Genomic DNA, 17,460 nt, shown 5'->3' with positions numbered 1-17,460 from the left:
ACGTCGTGGCCGGGCGCGCAGCCGCACCCCTTTCGGGGCGCGGGGCTGCGACGGTGTGCGGTTCCGTCGCGTGGGCGCAACCAGCCACAGACAGCCCGCACCCTCAATCCGGCAGAAGCCGCCCCCTCCTCGACAACAGAAACCTCTTGAAGGCCGCCACCGGCGGCGTGTCGACGTGCCCCTCCAGCCACGCGACGCCGATCTCCCGCGCCGCCCGCGGCGCGGTCACCGTCAGCTCCACGACCCCCGGCCGGGGCACCGCAGGCGGCGGCAGCAACGCAACGCCGAGCCCCGCCGCGACCAGGCCCCGCAGGGTCTCGGCCTCCTCCCCCTCGAAGGCGATCCGCGGTTTGAACCCGGCCTCCCGGCACAGGTCGTCCGTGATGCGGCGCATCCCATAGCCCGCTTCGAGGGTCACGAAGGTCTCGTCGGCCGCCTCGGCGAGGCGGATGCGGCGGCGGCTCGCGAGCCGGTGGTCCGCGGGCACGACGAGCCGCAGCTTCTGTTCGTCGAGACGGCGGGCGACCAGGTCGGGGGCGTCGGGCACCGGCGAGGTCAGGCACAGGTCCAGCTCACCGGCGCGCAGCTTCTCCAGCATCGCCTCGCCGTAGTTCTGGACGAGGCTGAAGCGGACGCGGGGATGGTCGGCGCGGAAGGCGTGGATCAGGCCGGGCACGGTCTCCGCGCCCATCGTGTGCAGAAAGCCGAAGGCGACCTTGCCGGTGGCCGGGTCGGCGTCCGCGCGCACCTCCTCGGCGGCCCGCTCGATCTCCGCGAGGGCTCGCTCGACGGAGGCGAGGAACGTACGGCCGGCCGGGGTGAGCGAGACCGTGCGGCCCCGGCGGGCGAACAGTTCGACGCCCAGGTCCTGTTCGAGCCGGACGAGCGCGCGGGACAGCGTGGACTGCGGGACCTGCATCTCCTGCGCGGCGCGCGTGACGTGCTCGGTACGGGCGACGCCCGCGAAGTACGCCAGGCGCGGTGCGAGCATCGCGACGATGTCTTCTCCGTCACTTGTGTCACTGGACGATGACAGGTGAGCGTCTGACCTCTGCTGATGCACCATGGGAACGATTATGGGGTTTCCGTGCATTGGACGGATGAGTATCGGGGTCCGTACGTTCGAAGCATGCCTGCTGCCGATACCGGGGCGTCCACCATCGTGGGCGCCGTCACCGTCCCCGTCGCCGACTCCCGTATGACCCCGGGTGGGCCCGGCTACCGCCGGATGAGCCTCGCCCTCTTCCTGGCGGGCGTCGCCACCTTCGCCCTCCTCTACTCCACGCAGGCCCTGCTGCCGCTCGTCTCCTCCGGCTTCGGGGTGACGGCGAGCGCGGCGAGCTGGACGGTGTCGGGCGCGACGGGCGCCCTGGCGCTGTTCGTCCTCCCCATGAGCGCGCTCTCCGAGCGCTTCGGCCGTCGTACGGTGATGACGGCGTCGCTGGCCGTCGCGGTGACGGTCGGCCTGCTGGTCCCCTTCGCCCCGTCGCTGGGCACGCTGATCGCGCTGCGGGCCGTCCAGGGCGCGGCTCTGGCCGGGCTGCCCGCGTCGGCGACCGCCTACCTGGCGGAGGAGGTCCGCCCCAAGGCCCTGATCACGGCGATCGGCCTGTTCGTGGCCGGTAACAGCGTCGGCGGGATGAGCGGCCGGGTCATCACCGGCTGGGTCGCACAGGAGTGGGGCTGGCGGGTCGCCGTGGGCACCATCGGCGCGATCGCGGTCGCCTGCGCGGTGGCCTTCCGCCTCCTGCTCCCGGCGCCGAAGCACTTCAAGGCGGGCTCGCTGCGCCCGCGCGTCCTGGCCCGCACGGTCCGCGACCACCTCGCCGATCCGCTGCTGCGCCGGCTGTACGCCATCGGCGCGCTGTTCATGATGGTCTTCGGCGGCGTGTACACGGTGATCGGCTACCGACTGACGGACGAGCCGTTCGGGCTGCCGCAGGGCATCATCGGTTCGATCTTCCTGGTGTACCTGGTGGGTACGGTGTCGGCGTCGGCGGCGGGCCGGCTGGTGGGCCGTCTGGGCCGCCGCGGGGCGCTGTACCTGGCGGGCGGCACGACGACGACCGGTCTGCTGCTGTCCCTGGCCGCCTCCCTGCCACTGGTCCTGCTGGGCCTGGTCCTGATCACGGCGGGCTTCTTCGCGGGCCACGCGGTGGCGTCGTCGGCGGTCAGCCACACGGCGAAGCAGGGCCGCGCCCAGGCCTCGGCCCTCTACCAGTCCTCGTACTACATCGGCTCCAGCACCGGCAGCACGCTCGGCGCGGTGGCCTTCCACGCGGGCGGCTGGGCCGGGACGGTGGGCATGGGCCTGCTGGCGGTGCTGGGCGTCGTGACGATCACGGTGCTGGGGTCGAGGGCGGCCCGGGCCGAACGGCGGCTCGCGACGGCCTGAGCCCGGACTCGGGCCCGAGGCGCGTTCCCCCTGGTCGGCGCCGGTTGTCAGTGGCCGCGTATAGCGTCCGAGCGACAACCGGTCCGAGCAGGGGGTTAGTTGATGGAGTTCCGGGTCGACCGCGCAGTGCTCGCCGAGGCCGTGGGGTGGGCGGGCCGTGTGCTGCCCGCGCGGACGCCGGTGCCGGTGCTGGGCGGACTGCTGCTGGAGGCGGCGGCGGGCCGGCTGACCGTGTCGGGGTTCGACTTCGAGACGGCCGCGCGCATCGAGACCGAGGCGGAGACGGCCGTGGACGGGCAGGTGCTGGTCCCCGGGCGCAGGCTGCTGGACATCTGCCGGGTGCTGCCGGACGGTCCGGTGAGCTGCGCGCTGGAGGGGACGCGGTTCACGGTGGAGGCGGGCGGCACGCGGTTCGGGCTGTCGACGCTGCCGCGGGAGGAGTACCCGGCGCTGCCGGTGCCGCCCGAGCCCTACGGAAGCGTGGATGCCGGCGCGTTCGCGACCGCCGTGGCCCAGGTCGCGGTGGCTGCGGGCCGTGACGACACTCTTCCCGTGCTCACCGGTGTGCAGCTGTGCCTGGAGGGCGACACGATGACGCTCTCCGCCTCGGACCGCTACCGGTACGCCGTACGGCGGCTGGGCTGGAAGCCGGAGGCGGCGGGCGCGGACGGCACGGTGGAGGTCCTGCTGCCCGCGCGTCGCCTGCACGACGTCGCGCGGTCGCTGGCCCGCTGCGATCGGGTGGGCATCGCACTGGCCCCGGGGCACGGGGGTCTGATCGGCTTCGACGGCGGTGGGATGCGGGCGGTGGTGCGGCTGCTGGAGGGGCGGCTGCCGCGGTACGGATCGCTGTTCGACATGGCGGGGGCCGCGGTCGCCGAAGTGGAGTGCGGGGTCATGGCGGAGGCCGTGCGGAGGGTGGCGGTGGTGGCGGAGGCGAACAGCCCGGTACGGCTGGACTTCGCGGCCGGCGGATCCGTACAGCTGCGGGCCGGAGAGGGGGACGACGTCGCCGCGCAGCGGCTGCCCGCCGCACTGGACGGTGCGGAAGAGGCCTCCGTGGCCTTCAACCCGGGGTATCTGCTGGACGCGCTGAACTCCTTCGAGGCGCCGCGGGTGCGCATGCAGCTGCTGGGCACGGGGCAGCGGGCACTGCTCACGGGAGTGGCGGCCGACGGCTCCGGCGGCGCGGGCGATGCGTCGCAAGGGACCCACCAGCATCTGCTCATGACGGTGAGGCAACTGCTCTGAGCTGGGCTTTCCCGCGCTCCAGGGGCCGTTGTCAGTGGGCTGCGGTAGCTTCCGAAGTGCTGGGGCGCGACGGTGCGCGACAGGAACGGCCCGTGGGGTGGGTGGACCATGAGTGACGGCACGGCGACAGTGGACGACCTCGACGTCCGGCTGGAGAAGCACCGGGTCGAGCTGACCGGGTACTGCTACCGGATGCTCGGCTCCTCCTTCGAGGCCGAGGACGCGGTGCAGGACACGATGGTCCGCGCCTGGCGGAGCTACGAGAAGTTCGAGGGCCGCTCCTCCCTCCGCTCGTGGCTGTACCGGATCGCGACGAACGTCTGCCTGGACATGCTGAGCGCGGGCAACAGGCGCGCCCGCCCGATGGACCTGACCGGCTCCACCCCGCTCGCCCGGGCAGCCCTGTCCCCGCGCCCCGACAGCACCTGGCTGGAACCGATGCCGGACGCCCGTGTGCTGCCGACGACGAGCGACCCTGCGGAGGCGGCGGTCGCCAAGGAGTCGGTCCGGCTGGCCTTCATGGCGGCCCTTCAGCAACTGCCGCCCAAGCAGCGCGCGGTGCTCATCCTGCGCGAGGTGCTGGCCTGGAAGGCGAGCGAGGTCGCCGAGCTGCTCGACACCTCGGTCGCCTCGGTCAACAGCGCGCTGCAGCGTGCGCGCGCGACGCTGGCGGACAGGAGCGGGGAGGGCGCCGACGCCGCCGTCTCCGACCCCCTCGACGAGGAGCAGCAGAAACTCCTGGAGCGCTACATGGCGGCCTTCGAGGGGTACGACATGGCGGCGCTGACGGCCCTGCTGCACGAGGACGCGGTGATGACGATGCCGCCGTTCGACCTGTGGCTGCGCGGCACACGGGACATCACCGGGTTCATGACGACGCTCGGCTCCGCCTGTGAAGGCTCGCGCCTGGTGCCGGTCGAGGTCAACGGCCTGCCGGGCTTCGCCCAGTACAAGCCGGACCCGGACACGGGCGGCTTCACGGCCTGGTCGGTTCAGGTCCTGGAGATATCAGGGTCCCGGCTCTCCGGGTTCCACTTCTTCCTGGACACCAAGCGCTGGTTCCCGCTGTTCGGCCTGCCCCTCCAGCTCGACGGGGACGCCGACGAGGTCGAGTAGGGCACGGAGGGCGGGGGACGGATCGCGCAGCCGGATCCGTCCACCGGCGCGCCGGGCGGCGAGCTGGAGCCGGGCCAGCACGTCGACGGTGCGGATCTGCACGGGCCGCAGTGCACGCACGTCACAGATGACGACACCGGCCCCGGTGTCCTCCAACAGCGCCCGCACGTCGTCACCGAGCCTCGTCACGTCGTTCCGCGTGACGGGGCCGGCCAGTACGAGTACGGGGGGTGTCTTGGGGTCCACGGTGGGTAGACCGGACGGGGCCTCGCAACTCATCGGAGGCTTGTGCTCAAGACTCAGGGGATGGGAAACGTGCTGGTATCCAGATCGAGGTTGAAGGGCGCTGGCAGAGTGAACTTCTCGCCGTACTCGACCGAGGCCAGAACACGGTAGGTGCCGCTCTCCGGTTCGCCGTAGAGCGTTGCCGTGGGGCGACCGCTGTGCCAGGGGTCCAGGAGGAGGTAAAGCGGTACACCGGCCCGGGCGTAGCCATGGGCCTTCTTAATGCGGTCGTGGTTGGCGTTGCTCCGGGAGGTGACCTCGACAACCAACTCGGCTTCGCTTGCTGACACAAGGTCGCGCCCTCGCACTGAGTCCACAGGAATCACTGCCAGATCGGGGATGAAAATGTCCTGGTCGGCAGGTAGTTCAAGCCCCAACGTCTGGAAGATCTCCCACGACTCCGGAAGCTGGGTATACAGCCGCCGCTGCAGGAGAGCTGCCGTGATGTTGTGGTCTCCGGAGGGTGGAGGCGACACGGTGACGACCCCTTCGATGATCTCCACCTTGCTGCCCTCGGGAGCGTCCGTCTCCTCCCAGACACGGACAATCTCGTCCCAGCCCGACTCGGGCTCGGCGCTGAGTGCGCTCATGGCGGTTCTCCAATCGGTGCGTCACCGATCCCAGCATGCCGAACGGGACCGGCACAGGTCCACCGATCCCGTTCACCCGAAAGAGAAAAGCCCAGGTCAGGCGATACGTTCCAGCACGACGGGCGTAGCCGCGAACTCCGTCCCCGCTGCCGCGACGTCGTACGAGCCCTCGATCGCCTGCAGCGCGTACTCGAAGCGCTCCGGGGTGTCCGTGTGCAGGGTGAGGAGGGGCTGGCCCTCGGTCACCGTGTCGCCCGGCTTGGCGTGCATCTCGATGCCCGCGCCCGCCTGCACCGGGTCCTCCTTGCGGGCGCGCCCGGCGCCGAGGCGCCAGGCGGCGACACCGATGTCGTAGGCGTCCAGACGGGTCAGAACGCCCGACGACGGGGCCTTGATCACGTGCTGCTCACGGGACGTGGGCAGCGGAGCGTCCGGGTCGCCGCCCTGCGCCGCGATCATCCGGCGCCAGACGTCCATCGCGGAGCCGTCGGCCAGGGCCTTCGCGGGGTCCGCGTCCTTCACACCGGCCGCTTCCAGCATCTCGCGGGCCAGCGCGATCGTCAGGTCCACCACGTCGGCCGGGCCGCCGCCCGCGAGGACCTCGACCGACTCGCGGACCTCCAGCGCGTTGCCCGCGGTCAGACCCAGCGGGGTCGACATGTCCGTCAGCAGCGCGACCGTCTTCACACCGTGGTCCGTGCCAAGGCCGACCATCGTCCGCGCCAGTTCCCGCGCGTCGTCGATCGTCTTCATGAAGGCGCCCGAGCCGACCTTCACGTCCAGGACCAGGGAGCCCGTGCCCTCGGCGATCTTCTTCGACATGATGGAAGAGGCGATCAGGGGGATCGCCTCCACCGTGCCCGTGACGTCACGGAGCGCGTAGAGCTTCTTGTCGGCGGGCGCCAGGCCGTCGCCCGCCGCGCAGATCACCGCGCCGGTCGTGTCGAGAACGTGCAGCATCTCCTCGTTCGACAGCAGCGCGCGCCAGCCGGGGATCGACTCCAGCTTGTCCAGCGTGCCGCCGGTGTGGCCGAGGCCGCGGCCCGACAGCTGCGGGACCGCCACACCGCAGGCGGCGACCAGCGGGGCCAGCGGAAGCGTGATCTTGTCGCCGACACCGCCCGTCGAGTGCTTGTCGGCCGTCGGGCGGGACAGCGACGAGAAGTCCATGCGCTCGCCCGACGCGATCATCGCCGCCGTCCACCGGGCGATCTCACGGCGGTTCATGCCGTTGAGCAGGATGGCCATCGCGAGCGCGGACATCTGCTCGTCGGCGACCTCGCCCCGCGTGTACGCGTCGATGACCCAGTCGATCTGCTCGTCGCTCAGCTCACCGCGGTCCCGCTTGGTGCGAATGACGGAGATGGCGTCCATGGCCATGGTTTCCTTCCGGAGTTCCGAAGGTGTGCGGCCCCTCCGCGTCACAGGGGACGGACATGGAGGGGCCGCACGGGAGTTACTTGCTGAGATGGTCCGGCCCGAAGGCCTGCGGCAGCATCTCGGAGAGCGGCAGGATCCCCGCCGGGGTCTCCAGCAGCAGATCGGGACCGCCGAACTCGTACAGCAGCTGGCGGCAGCGACCGCACGGGACGAGGATCTCGCCCTTGCCGTCCACGCACGTGAAGTGCGTCAGCCGTCCGCCCCCGGTGTTCTGCAAATGCGAGATCAGTCCGCACTCGGCGCACAGGCCGAGGCCGTACGAGGCGTTCTCGACGTTGCAGCCGGTGACGGTCCGCCCGTCGTCGACCAGGGCCGCGACACCGACCGGGTAGCCCGAGTAGGGGGCGTACGCGCGGGACATCGCCGCGCGCGCCTCGGCGCGCAGCGCCTCCCAGTCGAACTCGGCGGCCGGGGTGGTCACTTGCCCTGTCCCTTCCGGTATCGCATGCCGTCGGCCTTGGGCATCCGCAGGCGCTGTGCGGACAGCGACAGCACGAGCAGGGTGACGACGTACGGGGTGGCGCCGACGAAGTCGCTCGGGACCTGGTCCGTGAGCAGGTACCAGACCAGGACGAGCCCGGCCATGACGGCGCTGATGACACCCTGCCACATGGCCTTGCGGTACAGCTTCCAGCCGGCCAGCGCCGCGAGGAGGATGACCAGCAGGAGGAGCAGGGCGTGCACGGTCACGCCGCCGTTGCGCAGCTGGAGTGCGTCGGAGTAGCCGAACAGGCCGGCACCCATGGCCAGTCCGCCGGGCCGCCAGTTGCCGAAGATCATGGCCGCGAGGCCGATGTAGCCGCGCCCGCCGGTCTGGCCCTCCAGGTAGGTGTGCGAGGTGACCAGCGCGAGGAAGGCACCGCCGAGGCCGGCAAGACCGCCGGAGACGGCCACGGCCGCGTACTTGTACTTGTAGACGTTGACGCCGAGCGACTCCGCGGCGGTCGGGTTCTCGCCGCAGGAGCGCAGTCGCAGACCGAAGGGGGTGCGCCACAGCAGCCACCAGCTGCCGACGAACAGCACCGCGGCCAGGATCGTCACCACGGACAGGTCGGTGACCAGACCGCCGATGATGCCCGCGAGGTCGGAGATCAGGAACCAGTGGTGCTTCTCGATCGACGCGAGCGCGTCGGAGAGGCCGGGCACGGTGACGTTCGGCAGTGAGTCCACGGGCGGGGACTGCTTGGGGTTGCCGCCCGCGTTCGCCGCCTTGCCGCCTGCGAAGAACAGCTTGGCGAGGTACTGGGTGGTACCGAGCGCGAGGAGGTTGATCGCGACACCGGAGACGATGTGGTCGACGCCGAAGGTGACGGTCGCGACGGCGTGCACCAGGCCGCCGAGGACACCGAAGCCGATACCGCACAGCAGGCCCAGCCAGGGGCTGGACTGCCAGCCGATCCAGCCGGCACCGAAGGTGCCGAGGATCATCATGCCCTCGAGGCCGATGTTGACCACGCCGGACCGCTCGGACCACAGACCCGCGAGACCGGCGAGGCCGATCGGCACGGCGAGCCCCAGCGCGGCGCCGACCTGTCCGGCGGAGTCGAGCTGGTTGGAGCCGGTGATCATGCGGACCGCGGCCACGAGCAGCAGGGCGCCGGCGACGATCACGAGGATCTGGCCGAGCGACCGGCCCGAAGCCTTGGCGGCGGTGTCCGCCCTGGGTGCCGCGGGCGGCGGCGTGTCGGTCATCGTGGCAGTCATCACGCCACCTCCTGCTTCATCGTCGGGGCGGCGGCCTGGGCGGCGAGCTCGGCGCCGACCCGGTGCTGCTGGCGCTTGAGGCCGTAGCGGCGTACGACCTCGTAGGCGATCACGACACACAGGACGATGACGCCCTGGATGACGCCGAGGATCTCCTTGTCGTACCCCTGGAACTCCAGGTGGTTGGTGGTGCGCTCCAGGAAGCCCCACAGGAGGGCGCCGAGCGCGATGCCGATCGGGTGGTTGCGGCCGAGCAGCGCGATGGCGATGCCGGTGAAGCCGATGCCGACCGGGAAGTCATTGCTGAACTGGTGGCTGTCGTTGAGCAGGGTCGGCATGCCGATGAGTCCGGCCACCGCACCCGAGATGATCATGCTGGTGGCGATCATCTTCTTCACCCCGACACCGCTCGCGGCCGCGGCGGTCTCGGACTGGCCGACGGTGCGCAGGTCGAAGCCGAACCGGGTGCGGCCGAGCACGAACCAGTACGCGACGCCGACGATCACGGCGATGAAGATGAAGCCCCACAGCAGGCCGGCCGGGCCGGTGTCGATGGTGAAGAAGTACGACGACGACGGCAGCGGCTTGGTCGAGACGACCGTACCGCCCTGTTGGAGCTCGGCCAGCTTTCCGGGCTGGAGCAGGTAGGCGATGATCGCGGTGGCGATCGAGTTCAGCATGATCGTCGAGATGACCTCGCTGACCCCTCGCGTCACCTTGAGGATGCCTGCGATGGCCGCCCAGAGGGCGCCGGTCGCCATGGCGCAGATGATGATCAGCGGGATGGCGATCCAGCCGGGCACGGTGAGCGCCCCGCCGAGGACGGCTGCTATGAACGCGGCGAGCCGGTACTGGCCGTCGACACCGATGTTGAACAGGTTCATGCGGAAGCCGATGGCCACCGCGACACCCGCCAGGTAGTACGTCGTCGCCTTGTTCAGGATGTAGACCTGGCTGTCACTGGCGAAGCCGTAGGTCACCATGTCGCTGAAGGCGGCGCCGGGGTTCTTGCCGGTCGCGAGGATCACCAGGGTGGTGACGACGAGCGCGGCGACGACCGCCAGCAACGGCGCCGCGATCCCGAGGAGCAGCCGCTGCTTGTCGATCCGTGAGATCAGCTTGTTCATCGCTCGTCGTCCTCTGTGTGCTCCAGGTGGCCGGAGGCCGCACCCGTCATGGCGGAGCCCAGCTCCTCGGGGGTGATCGTGGCAGGGTCGGCGTCGGCGACCAGGCGGCCGCGGTACATCACCCGCAGGGTGTCGGAGAGCCCGATCAGCTCGTCCAGGTCGGCGGAGATCAGCAGCACGGCCAGGCCCTGGCGGCGCGCCTCACGGATGTGGTCCCAGATCGCGGCCTGCGCGCCGACGTCCACCCCGCGGGTGGGGTGGGCGGCGATCAGCAGCTTGGGGTCATGGCTCATCTCGCGGCCGACGATCAGCTTCTGCTGGTTGCCGCCGGACAGCGAGGCCGCGGTCACGTCGATGCCGGGCGTGCGGACGTCGTACGCCTGCACTATCCGCTCGGTGTCGGCGCGGGCCCCCTTGATGTCGAGCAGCGCGCCGCGCGAGTTGGGCCGCTCGGAGACATGGCCGAGTATGCGGTTCTCCCACAGCGGCGCCTCCAGGAGCAGGCCGTGGCGGTGGCGGTCCTCGGGGATGTAGCCGACACCGGCCTCGCGGCGGTTGCGGGTCGGGGCGTGGGAGATGTCGGTGCCGTCGAGCGTGATCACGCCGGCGTCCGGCCGGCGCATGCCCATGATCGCCTCGACCAGCTCGGACTGGCCGTTGCCCTCCACACCGGCGATGCCGAGGACCTCGCCCTTGTGGATGGTGAAGGAGATCTCGTCCAGGATGATCCGCTCGACGCCGTCGAGGTCCGTCTGCGCGAGGTGCAGGCCGTCCAGCTTGAGCATCGGGACGTCCGTGACGGTGGACTCCTCGGTCTCCGGCGTCGGCAGTTCGCTGCCGACCATCAGCTCGGCGAGCTGCCGGGAGGTGGTGCCCCGCGGCTCGACCGTGCCGACGGTGGTGCCGCGCCGTATGACGGTGATCTCGTCGGCGACGGAGAGCACCTCGCCCAGCTTGTGGGAGATGAAGATGACGGTGAGGCCCTCGGCCTTCAGGTCGCGCAGGTTGTCGAAGAGGGCGTCGACCTCCTGCGGCACGAGGACGGCGGTGGGCTCGTCCAGGATGAGGGTCTTGGCGCCTCGGTAGAGGACCTTGAGGATCTCCACGCGCTGGCGGTCGGCGACGCCGAGCTCCTCCACCAGGACGTCCGGGCGGACGTTCAGGCCGTACGCGTCGGAGATCTCCTTGATCTTGGCGCGGGCCTTGCCCCCGATGCCGTACAGCTTCTCCGCGCCGAGGACGACGTTCTCGAGGACGGTGAGGTTGTCGGCGAGCATGAAGTGCTGGTGCACCATGCCGATGCCGCGGGCGATGGCGTCGGCGGGGTTGTGGAAGACGACCTGTTCGCCGTTGACCGTGATGGTGCCCTCGTCCGGCTGCTGCATGCCGTAGAGGATCTTCATCAGGGTGGACTTGCCGGCGCCGTTCTCACCGCACAGGGCGTGTACGGTGCCCGTACGGACCGTGATGTCGATATCGCGGTTGGCGACGACGCCAGGGAAACGCTTGGTGATGCCGCGCAGTTCGACGGCAGCGGGAGGGCTGGACGCGTTGATGGCGCACTCTCCTCGGGGAAAGGGGCTGCGTGGGGAGGGCAGGCGTCGGCGACGCTAGCGCGGCAACTCCGTGCTACACGCGTAGAGTTGACACATTGTTATGGCTCGGCGCGGGGCGACGGAAGGCGCCCCCACGCCGAGCCGGGGTCCGACGGGACCCATCAGGTCACGGGGTGGTCTTGACCTTGATCGAGCCGGCGACGATCTTCTGCTTCGCCGCGTCCAGCTTGGCCTGGATGTCGGTGATGAAGCCACCGCTGGTGGCCAGCGAGACACCGTTCTTGGCGAGCGAGTAGGTGTTGGTGCCGGTCAGCGGCTTGCCGTCGTGGACGGACTTGATGAAGTCGTAGACACCGACGTCGACGTTCTTGACCATCGAGGTCAGGATCGAGTTCTTGTACTTGGCCAGACCCGGGATGTTGTACTGGTCGGAGTCCACGCCGATGGCCCAGGCGCCCTTGGCGCCGCTGACGGCCTCGATCGCGCCGTTGCCGGAGGAGCCGGCCGCCGAGTAGATGACGTCGGCGCCGTTGTCGAGCATGCCCTGCGCGGCCTCCTTGCCCTTGTCGGGGCTGGCGAAGCCGGAGAAGTCGGAGCCGTGGCTCAGGTACTGGGTGTCGACCTTGATCTTCGGGTTGGTGTCCTTGACACCCTGGACGTAGCCCGCCTCGAACTTCTTGATCAGCGGGACGTCGACACCGCCGATAAAGCCGACGTGGTCCTTCTTGGTCTTCAGCGCGGCGGCGACACCGGCCAGGTAGGAGCCCTGCTCCTCGGTGAACGTGATGCTGTCGACGTTCTTGGCGTCCACGACCGAGTCGACGAGGCCGAAGCTGGTCTTCGGGTACTTCGCGGCGATCTTGGTCACGGCCGGAGCGTAGGAGAAACCGACGGCGACGATCGGGTTGTAGCCCGCGTCCGCGAGGTCCGACAGGCGCTGCTCGCGGTCGGCCTCGGTGTCGGAGGTCTTGGCGGTCAGCTCCTTGATGTCACCGCTGAACTCGCTCTTGGCCTTGTCGGCACCACGCGCGGCGGAGTCGTTGAAGGAACGGTCACCGCGGCCGCCGACGTCGTAGGCGAGACCGATCTTGACGCCCTTGCCGCCCCCGGACGAGGAGGAAGAGGACGACGACGAGCTGCTGCTGTCGGAGGACGTGCTGCCACAGGCTGTGGCAGTCAGTGCGAGGGCTGCGGTGGCGGCACACGCAGCGGAAAACTTGGCTACCCGGCGCACGGGAAGGCTCCTTCACCTGACCTGAGCGCCATGTCGGCGCTTGATGTGAGCACCGAGCCGGCGCTCGAGCCAAGACGCCCCGTCGGCGTCGGCTTCGCGGAATCGTAACGCGCGTAGATGTCATAAAAACACCTCTCGCGAAGCCGTTATCGATTCGAGGCAAACACCGTCTGAACTCGGTGTCCGGGCCCTCGTCGCACACTGTTGCCAACACAGCACAAATGGCTTACGGGCATATTGCGGCGGACGGTGGAACGGCCCCGCAGGGCCGCCGGCTCACCTCTGCTCCGCGTCCAGCAGCGCCGCCGCCGTGAACAGCTCCACGCCGACCGTGATGGCGTACTCGTCCGCGTCGAAGTCGCCCTGGTGGAGGTCGCGCACGGTGCGCTCGCCGGGGCGGCGGACACCGAGGCGGGCCAGGGCGCCCGGCACGTGCTCCAGGTACCAGGAGAAGTCCTCGCCGCCGAGGCTCTGTTCGGTGTCCTCGATGGAGTGGGCACCACGGCGGGCGGTCATGGCGTCGCGCAGCAGGTCGGTGACCGTGGCGTCGTTCACGACGGGCGGCACCCCGCGGATGTAGTTGATCTCGGACTTCGCCTTGTACATGTTCGCGATCTCGTCGATCGCCGCGTGCACGACGTCGGGCGCCTGCCGCCAGGCGTCGAGGTCCAGGCAGCGTACGGTCCCGGAGAGCTCGGCGTGCTGGGGGATGACGTTGCAGGCGTGCCCGGACTCGATACGGCCCCAGGTCACCGCGAGCCCGCTGCGGGCGTCGACACGGCGGGCGACCAGTGCAGGCACATCGGTGGCGACGCGCGCGGCGGCCATGACGAGGTCGGTGGTGAGGTGGGGGCGTGCGGTATGGCCGCCCGCGCCGTCGAGTGCGACTTCGAGCCGGTCGCAGGCGGAAGTGATGGGGCCGTGACGCAGCCCGATGCGCCCCGCGTCGACCTTGGGGTCGCAGTGCACGCCGATGATCCGCCCGACCCCGTCGAGGACACCGGACTCGATGGCGTCGGTGGCGCCGCCCGGCAGGACCTCCTCGGCGGGCTGGAAGATCAGCCGTACCGGCTGCGGCAGCCGCCCCTGGCGGTGCAGCTCGGCCAGCACGAGCCCGGCGCCGAGGACGACCGAGGTGTGCACGTCGTGGCCACAGGCGTGGGCGCGGTCGGGCACGGTCGAGCGGTAGGCGCAGTCGGTCTTGGTGTCGGGGATGGGCAGCGCGTCGATGTCGGCGCGCAGCGCGAGCACGGGACGTACGCCGTCCCGGTCGCCGATGTCACAGAAGAGCCCGGTGCCGGTGTCGAGCACGCGCGGAGCGAGTCCCGCCTGCTCCAGGCGGGCCTTGATCGCAGCGGTCGTACGGAACTCCTGGTTGCCGAGCTCCGGGTGCATGTGCAGGTCGCGGCGGAAGGCGACGAGTTCGGCGCGCAGCGCCTCGGGCAGCACGCCGGGGAGCACTGCTTCCCCTGAATGATCGGCCTCGGACTCTCGGGACATCAGTTGGTTCACCCTTTGAAGGGTAGGGCGAGCGGGCGGCCGGCCTACCCACGATCAACAAAACTTCAGCCCGTCGGGGCAGAAAACCTGGCCGCGCGCCGCATAGCCGGCGGAGGAGATGGGTACACTCGCCCGGCTTTCCGGACGAACGGGGTCCCAGGGTTCGTCTGTGGGTCCGTCGGGGTGACCGCGGAGCCGTTCCGGCGCCGTCGTGGGCGCCCGGTGATCCCTGCACGGGACCACTCCCGTGTCCGGGCGTCCCGTCCGGGGCAAACACTCGGAGGGCCCGAGCGATTCCCGTCCCCCACGGATACCACAGTGGCCCGCCTCCCGGCCGCCGGAAGGGCTCCACATGGCCGGTGGATGAACCTTGCGAAGCCACCGCCGTGCCGTGCGCCCCCGCCGGTAGTGTGCGCCACCGTGAACGCCCAGGAACCGGACTTCATACACACCACGCGCGCGTCGTACGACGCCATGGCCTCCGACTACGCCGCACACCTTCCCGACGCCCTGGCGACCCGCCCCCTGGACCGCGCCCTGGTCACGGCCTTCGGCGACCTGGTACGGGCGAACGGGCCCGCCCCCGTGGCCGACCTCGGCTGCGGCCACGGCCATGTCACTGCCCGCCTGCACGACCTCGGCGTTCCGGTGTTCGGGGTGGACGTCTCCCCCCGCATGGTGGCCCTCGCCCGGCGTACCCACCCCGAACTGCGCTTCCATGTGGGAACGATGACGGCCCTGGACCTGCCACCGGAGACGCTGGGCGGCATCGCGGCGCTGTACTCGATCACCCACGTGCCGGAGGAGCACCTGACCACGGTGTTCGCCGAGTTCCACCGCGTCCTGGCCCCCGGCGGCCACGCCCTCGTGGCGTTCGAAACGGGCGACGACGACGAGGTGCGGGTGACGGAGCGCTTCGGGCACGAGATGGCCCTCGACCACTACTTCCACGCCCCGGACACGATCATGGCCCACCTCATGAAGGCGGGCCTGTCCGTCCACGCGCGCACGTTCCTGGAACCGGACGCGGACGGGACACGGCAGCGTGCGTTCCTGCTGGCCCGCAAGCAGGGCGACGGGGACTGAGGACGGCAGCCGCTCGGGCTCGTCGGGCACCGGCGGCCCGTACTGGGCCCGGGGACCGCCCAGCCGGCCGACGACGAGCGCCGGCCATTCGCGGCGTCCGGCACGATTCATCGGCCCCCGTACCGGGCGCGGCGGCGAGGGCTCAGCCGGACACATGGGAATCACCCGCCGGCCGGACGCCGACGGGCCATGCGCACTGCCATGGTCGATGACTCCCCCGGCGGGGCATCGGGGCGCCATCCACCGGTCTGCCACCGGGAGACGGACCCCCGAAAAAGCCCGTCAGCCGAAGCGGCCCTCCACGTAGTCGGCGGTGCGGGGGTCCGACGGGGTGGAGAACATCGCCGTGGTGGGGCCGTGTTCCACGATGGCGCCAGGGGTGTTCTGTTCGGCCAGGAAGAAGGCGCACTGGTCGGAGACACGGGCAGCCTGCTGCATATTGTGCGTGACGATCACGATGGTGACCTCGTGGGCCAGTTCGCGGATGGTCTCCTCGATACGGCGGGTGGAGGTGGGGTCCAGCGCCGAGCAGGGTTCGTCCATCAGCAGGACCTGGGGACGTACGGCGAGGGAGCGGGCGATGCACAGGCGCTGCTGCTGTCCGCCGGAGAGTGCGCCGCCGGGCTGGCGGAGGCGGTCCCTGACCTCCTTCCACAGCCCCGCCTTGGCCAGGCACTCCGCCACCAGGTCGTCCTTGTCGTCGCCGTTCATCCGGGTGCCGGTCAGTTTCAGGCCGGACGTGACGTTGTCGTAGATCGACATCGCGGGGAACGGGTTCGGTTTCTGGAAGACCATGCCGATCTTCCGCCGCGCCTCGGTCAGCCGTTGCCCGGGGGCGTAGATGTCCTGGCCGTCGACCAGGACCTCGCCGGCCAGTGAGGCGGACGGGACGAGTTCGTGCATGCGGTTGAGAATCCGCAGGAACGTCGACTTGCCGCAGCCGGAGGGGCCGATGAGGGCCGTGACCAGGCCGGCCGGCATGGTCAGTGACACGCGGTCGAGGACTTTGTGGTCTCCGAACCAGGCCGAGATCCGACGGGCTTCCAGAGACGCTCCGTTCACCATCCCGGTCGCTTCGACCGGGGGAAGGGGCAGCGTGGTCTCGGTCTGGGTTGTCTGGTCGGTCACGGCTTGTCCTTCATCAGCAGCAGCGGTGGGGAACTCGGTCACGGCAGGGGGTCACAGCAGGTTGGGCAGGAGCAGCAGCGCCTGGTCGGCGACCGCCAGGCCCAGCACGCCCAGCAGTGGGACGCCGACCACCCAGGTGTGCGGCCGGCCCCATCGGGTGTGCGCCCAGGCGAGGGCCGCGGCGGCCAGGACGAGGCCCTGGCCCCACAGCACGAGCGGCAGCCAGGCCGTCTGCTGGGTGGCCATCGGCTTCTCTTCCTCCGGCAGGGCGCCGGGTACGACGGCGGGCGACGGGGTGGGCTGGACGTTCGAGACCAGGTCGGCGTCCACCCGCAGGATGCCCCGGGGCATGAACGGGGTGCCGTCGCCCGTGATGAGGGTGAGCCGGCCGCGGCCCTCGGCAGGCGCGGGCGGCTGGGGGTCGCCGGCCCGGCGCGGCCCGATGACCCGGTACGTGTGCTTGCCCTGTCCCGTGGTCACGGTGAACGTCTCGCCCGTATTCAGCTCCCCCAGCCGCCGGAAGGGTCCGCCGTACGTCGCCTGACGGCCCATGATGACGCTGACCCCCGACTGGCCCGGCAGGGGCGTGTCCCGGCGGTGGCCCGGGCCGCGGGCCAGGTCCTCGGCCGTGGTGCCCTCGCGGACCACCTCGCGCAGGTGGAGCGCGGGGATCTCCAGGATCGCCACGGGCTCACCGGGCCGCGGCGCCCGGCTGCCGCCCGCGGACTGCCCCACCGGGGCGACCCCGTTGGCCAGGGCGGAGCGGAAGGAGGCGTAGTCGACCTGCCGGTCGCGGGCGTGCCGCAGATCGCTGACCAACCCGGCGTCGGCGACGAAGCCGAGCAGCAGCGCGGCCAGGATGCTCAACGCGGCACTGGCGATCCGCAGTCCGGGGCCGGCGGCCGGGCGCGCCGGACGAATGGGGCGTGGGGGCCGGGCCCGGGCCGGCCCGGCGGCCCCCACCGGGTCGGGGGCCCGGGGCCCCGCCCGGGGGGCGGTCCGGGGCCGCAACACCAACACACCCCCACCGTGGGGGCGGGGCCCGAGG

16 protein-coding genes are annotated in these 17,460 nt (G+C 70.8%); 4 read left to right on the top strand and 12 right to left on the bottom strand.

The window, feature by feature from the left end:
- Positions 1–103: 103 nt before the first annotated feature.
- The gene (locus ABT186_RS06235) at positions 104–1,066 is read right to left on the bottom strand and encodes a LysR family transcriptional regulator (RefSeq protein WP_351224821.1); all 963 of its coding nucleotides are present in this window, start codon (positions 1,064–1,066) and stop codon (positions 104–106) included.
- Between the two features lie 63 nt (positions 1,067–1,129).
- On the opposite strand from ABT186_RS06235, the gene ABT186_RS06230 reads away from it, so the two are divergent.
- The 3 genes from ABT186_RS06230 to ABT186_RS06220 all read left to right on the top strand — a co-directional run bounded on the left by ABT186_RS06230 (position 1,130) and on the right by ABT186_RS06220 (position 4,762).
- The gene (locus ABT186_RS06230) at positions 1,130–2,395 is read left to right on the top strand and encodes an MFS transporter (protein WP_351224819.1); all 1,266 of its coding nucleotides are present in this window, start codon (positions 1,130–1,132) and stop codon (positions 2,393–2,395) included.
- A 102-nt stretch (positions 2,396–2,497) separates the two neighbouring features.
- A complete protein-coding gene (gene dnaN, locus ABT186_RS06225; protein ID WP_351923838.1) occupies positions 2,498–3,646 on the top strand; it encodes a DNA polymerase III subunit beta in 1,149 nt (382 codons plus the stop codon).
- Between the two features lie 108 nt (positions 3,647–3,754).
- The gene (locus tag ABT186_RS06220) at positions 3,755–4,762 is read left to right on the top strand and encodes a sigma-70 family RNA polymerase sigma factor (RefSeq protein ID WP_351923836.1); all 1,008 of its coding nucleotides are present in this window, start codon (positions 3,755–3,757) and stop codon (positions 4,760–4,762) included.
- Here the strand turns inward: ABT186_RS06220 and ABT186_RS06215 are convergent.
- The 9 genes from ABT186_RS06215 to ABT186_RS06175 all read right to left on the bottom strand — a co-directional run bounded on the left by ABT186_RS06215 (position 4,655) and on the right by ABT186_RS06175 (position 14,198).
- Positions 4,655–5,041 carry an STAS domain-containing protein gene (locus ABT186_RS06215; protein WP_351923834.1) on the bottom strand — a complete coding sequence of 129 codons (387 nt, stop codon included), beginning with the start codon at positions 5,039–5,041 and terminating at the stop codon, positions 4,655–4,657. The two genes, ABT186_RS06220 and ABT186_RS06215, sit on opposite strands and share 108 nt — an antisense overlap.
- Before the next feature lie 20 nt (positions 5,042–5,061).
- Positions 5,062–5,637: a Uma2 family endonuclease gene (locus ABT186_RS06210; RefSeq protein ID WP_351224811.1), complete on the bottom strand. Its 576-nt coding sequence runs from the start codon at positions 5,635–5,637 to the stop codon at positions 5,062–5,064.
- Between the two features lie 96 nt (positions 5,638–5,733).
- Positions 5,734–7,011, bottom strand: a complete 1,278-nt coding sequence (locus tag ABT186_RS06205; protein ID WP_351923832.1) for a thymidine phosphorylase — start codon at positions 7,009–7,011, stop codon at positions 5,734–5,736.
- 82 nt (positions 7,012–7,093) lie between these two features.
- The gene (locus tag ABT186_RS06200; protein WP_351224807.1) at positions 7,094–7,498 is read right to left on the bottom strand and encodes a cytidine deaminase; all 405 of its coding nucleotides are present in this window, start codon (positions 7,496–7,498) and stop codon (positions 7,094–7,096) included.
- Entirely contained in the window at positions 7,495–8,781 is a 1,287-nt protein-coding gene (locus tag ABT186_RS06195; RefSeq protein WP_351224805.1) for an ABC transporter permease, read from the bottom strand. Before ABT186_RS06195 ends, ABT186_RS06200 begins: the two co-directional genes overlap by 4 nt.
- Positions 8,781–9,908 carry an ABC transporter permease gene (locus tag ABT186_RS06190; protein ID WP_351224803.1) on the bottom strand — a complete coding sequence of 376 codons (1,128 nt, stop codon included), beginning with the start codon at positions 9,906–9,908 and terminating at the stop codon, positions 8,781–8,783. Before ABT186_RS06190 ends, ABT186_RS06195 begins: the two co-directional genes overlap by 1 nt.
- Positions 9,905–11,431, bottom strand: coding sequence for an ABC transporter ATP-binding protein (locus ABT186_RS06185; RefSeq protein WP_351224857.1), 1,527 nt, complete (start codon positions 11,429–11,431; stop codon positions 9,905–9,907). Before ABT186_RS06185 ends, ABT186_RS06190 begins: the two co-directional genes overlap by 4 nt.
- A 199-nt stretch (positions 11,432–11,630) precedes the next feature.
- A complete protein-coding gene (locus ABT186_RS06180; protein WP_351224801.1) occupies positions 11,631–12,698 on the bottom strand; it encodes a BMP family lipoprotein in 1,068 nt (355 codons plus the stop codon).
- 276 nt (positions 12,699–12,974) lie between these two features.
- Positions 12,975–14,198, bottom strand: coding sequence for an amidohydrolase (locus tag ABT186_RS06175; RefSeq protein WP_351224799.1), 1,224 nt, complete (start codon positions 14,196–14,198; stop codon positions 12,975–12,977).
- Positions 14,199–14,618: 420 nt separating this feature from the next.
- Here ABT186_RS06175 and ABT186_RS06170 point away from each other — a divergent pair, with 420 nt between their 5' ends.
- The gene (locus ABT186_RS06170; protein WP_351923830.1) at positions 14,619–15,284 is read left to right on the top strand and encodes a class I SAM-dependent DNA methyltransferase; all 666 of its coding nucleotides are present in this window, start codon (positions 14,619–14,621) and stop codon (positions 15,282–15,284) included.
- A 282-nt stretch (positions 15,285–15,566) separates the two neighbouring features.
- On the opposite strand, the gene ABT186_RS06165 is transcribed toward ABT186_RS06170, so the two are convergent.
- Positions 15,567–16,349, bottom strand: a complete 783-nt coding sequence (locus ABT186_RS06165; protein WP_351923944.1) for a phosphate ABC transporter ATP-binding protein — start codon at positions 16,347–16,349, stop codon at positions 15,567–15,569.
- A gap of 114 nt (positions 16,350–16,463) precedes the next feature.
- Positions 16,464–17,279 (bottom strand): sortase, encoded by an 816-nt coding sequence (locus ABT186_RS06160; RefSeq protein ID WP_351923828.1) that lies wholly within the window; start codon positions 17,277–17,279, stop codon positions 16,464–16,466.
- Positions 17,280–17,460: the final 181 nt, after the last annotated feature.

This window comes from Streptomyces sp. NPDC001634 (assembly GCF_040298185.1).
Lineage (GTDB): Bacteria > Actinomycetota > Actinomycetes > Streptomycetales > Streptomycetaceae > Streptomyces.
This window is presented reverse-complemented; position numbering and strand designations above follow the sequence as displayed.

Coding starts and splice junctions, on each gene's coding strand:
- ABT186_RS06235 (WP_351224821.1), bottom strand. CDS start 1,066: ATGGTGCATCAGCAGAGGTCAGACGCTCACCTGTCATCGTCCAGTGAC.
- ABT186_RS06230 (WP_351224819.1), top strand. CDS start 1,130: ATGCCTGCTGCCGATACCGGGGCGTCCACCATCGTGGGCGCCGTCACC.
- dnaN (WP_351923838.1), top strand. CDS start 2,498: ATGGAGTTCCGGGTCGACCGCGCAGTGCTCGCCGAGGCCGTGGGGTGG.
- ABT186_RS06220 (WP_351923836.1), top strand. CDS start 3,755: ATGAGTGACGGCACGGCGACAGTGGACGACCTCGACGTCCGGCTGGAG.
- ABT186_RS06215 (WP_351923834.1), bottom strand. CDS start 5,041: ATGAGTTGCGAGGCCCCGTCCGGTCTACCCACCGTGGACCCCAAGACA.
- ABT186_RS06210 (WP_351224811.1), bottom strand. CDS start 5,637: ATGAGCGCACTCAGCGCCGAGCCCGAGTCGGGCTGGGACGAGATTGTC.
- ABT186_RS06205 (WP_351923832.1), bottom strand. CDS start 7,011: ATGGACGCCATCTCCGTCATTCGCACCAAGCGGGACCGCGGTGAGCTG.
- ABT186_RS06195 (WP_351224805.1), bottom strand. CDS start 8,781: ATGACTGCCACGATGACCGACACGCCGCCGCCCGCGGCACCCAGGGCG.
- ABT186_RS06190 (WP_351224803.1), bottom strand. CDS start 9,908: ATGAACAAGCTGATCTCACGGATCGACAAGCAGCGGCTGCTCCTCGGG.
- ABT186_RS06175 (WP_351224799.1), bottom strand. CDS start 14,198: ATGTCCCGAGAGTCCGAGGCCGATCATTCAGGGGAAGCAGTGCTCCCC.
- ABT186_RS06165 (WP_351923944.1), bottom strand. CDS start 16,349: ATGGTGAACGGAGCGTCTCTGGAAGCCCGTCGGATCTCGGCCTGGTTC.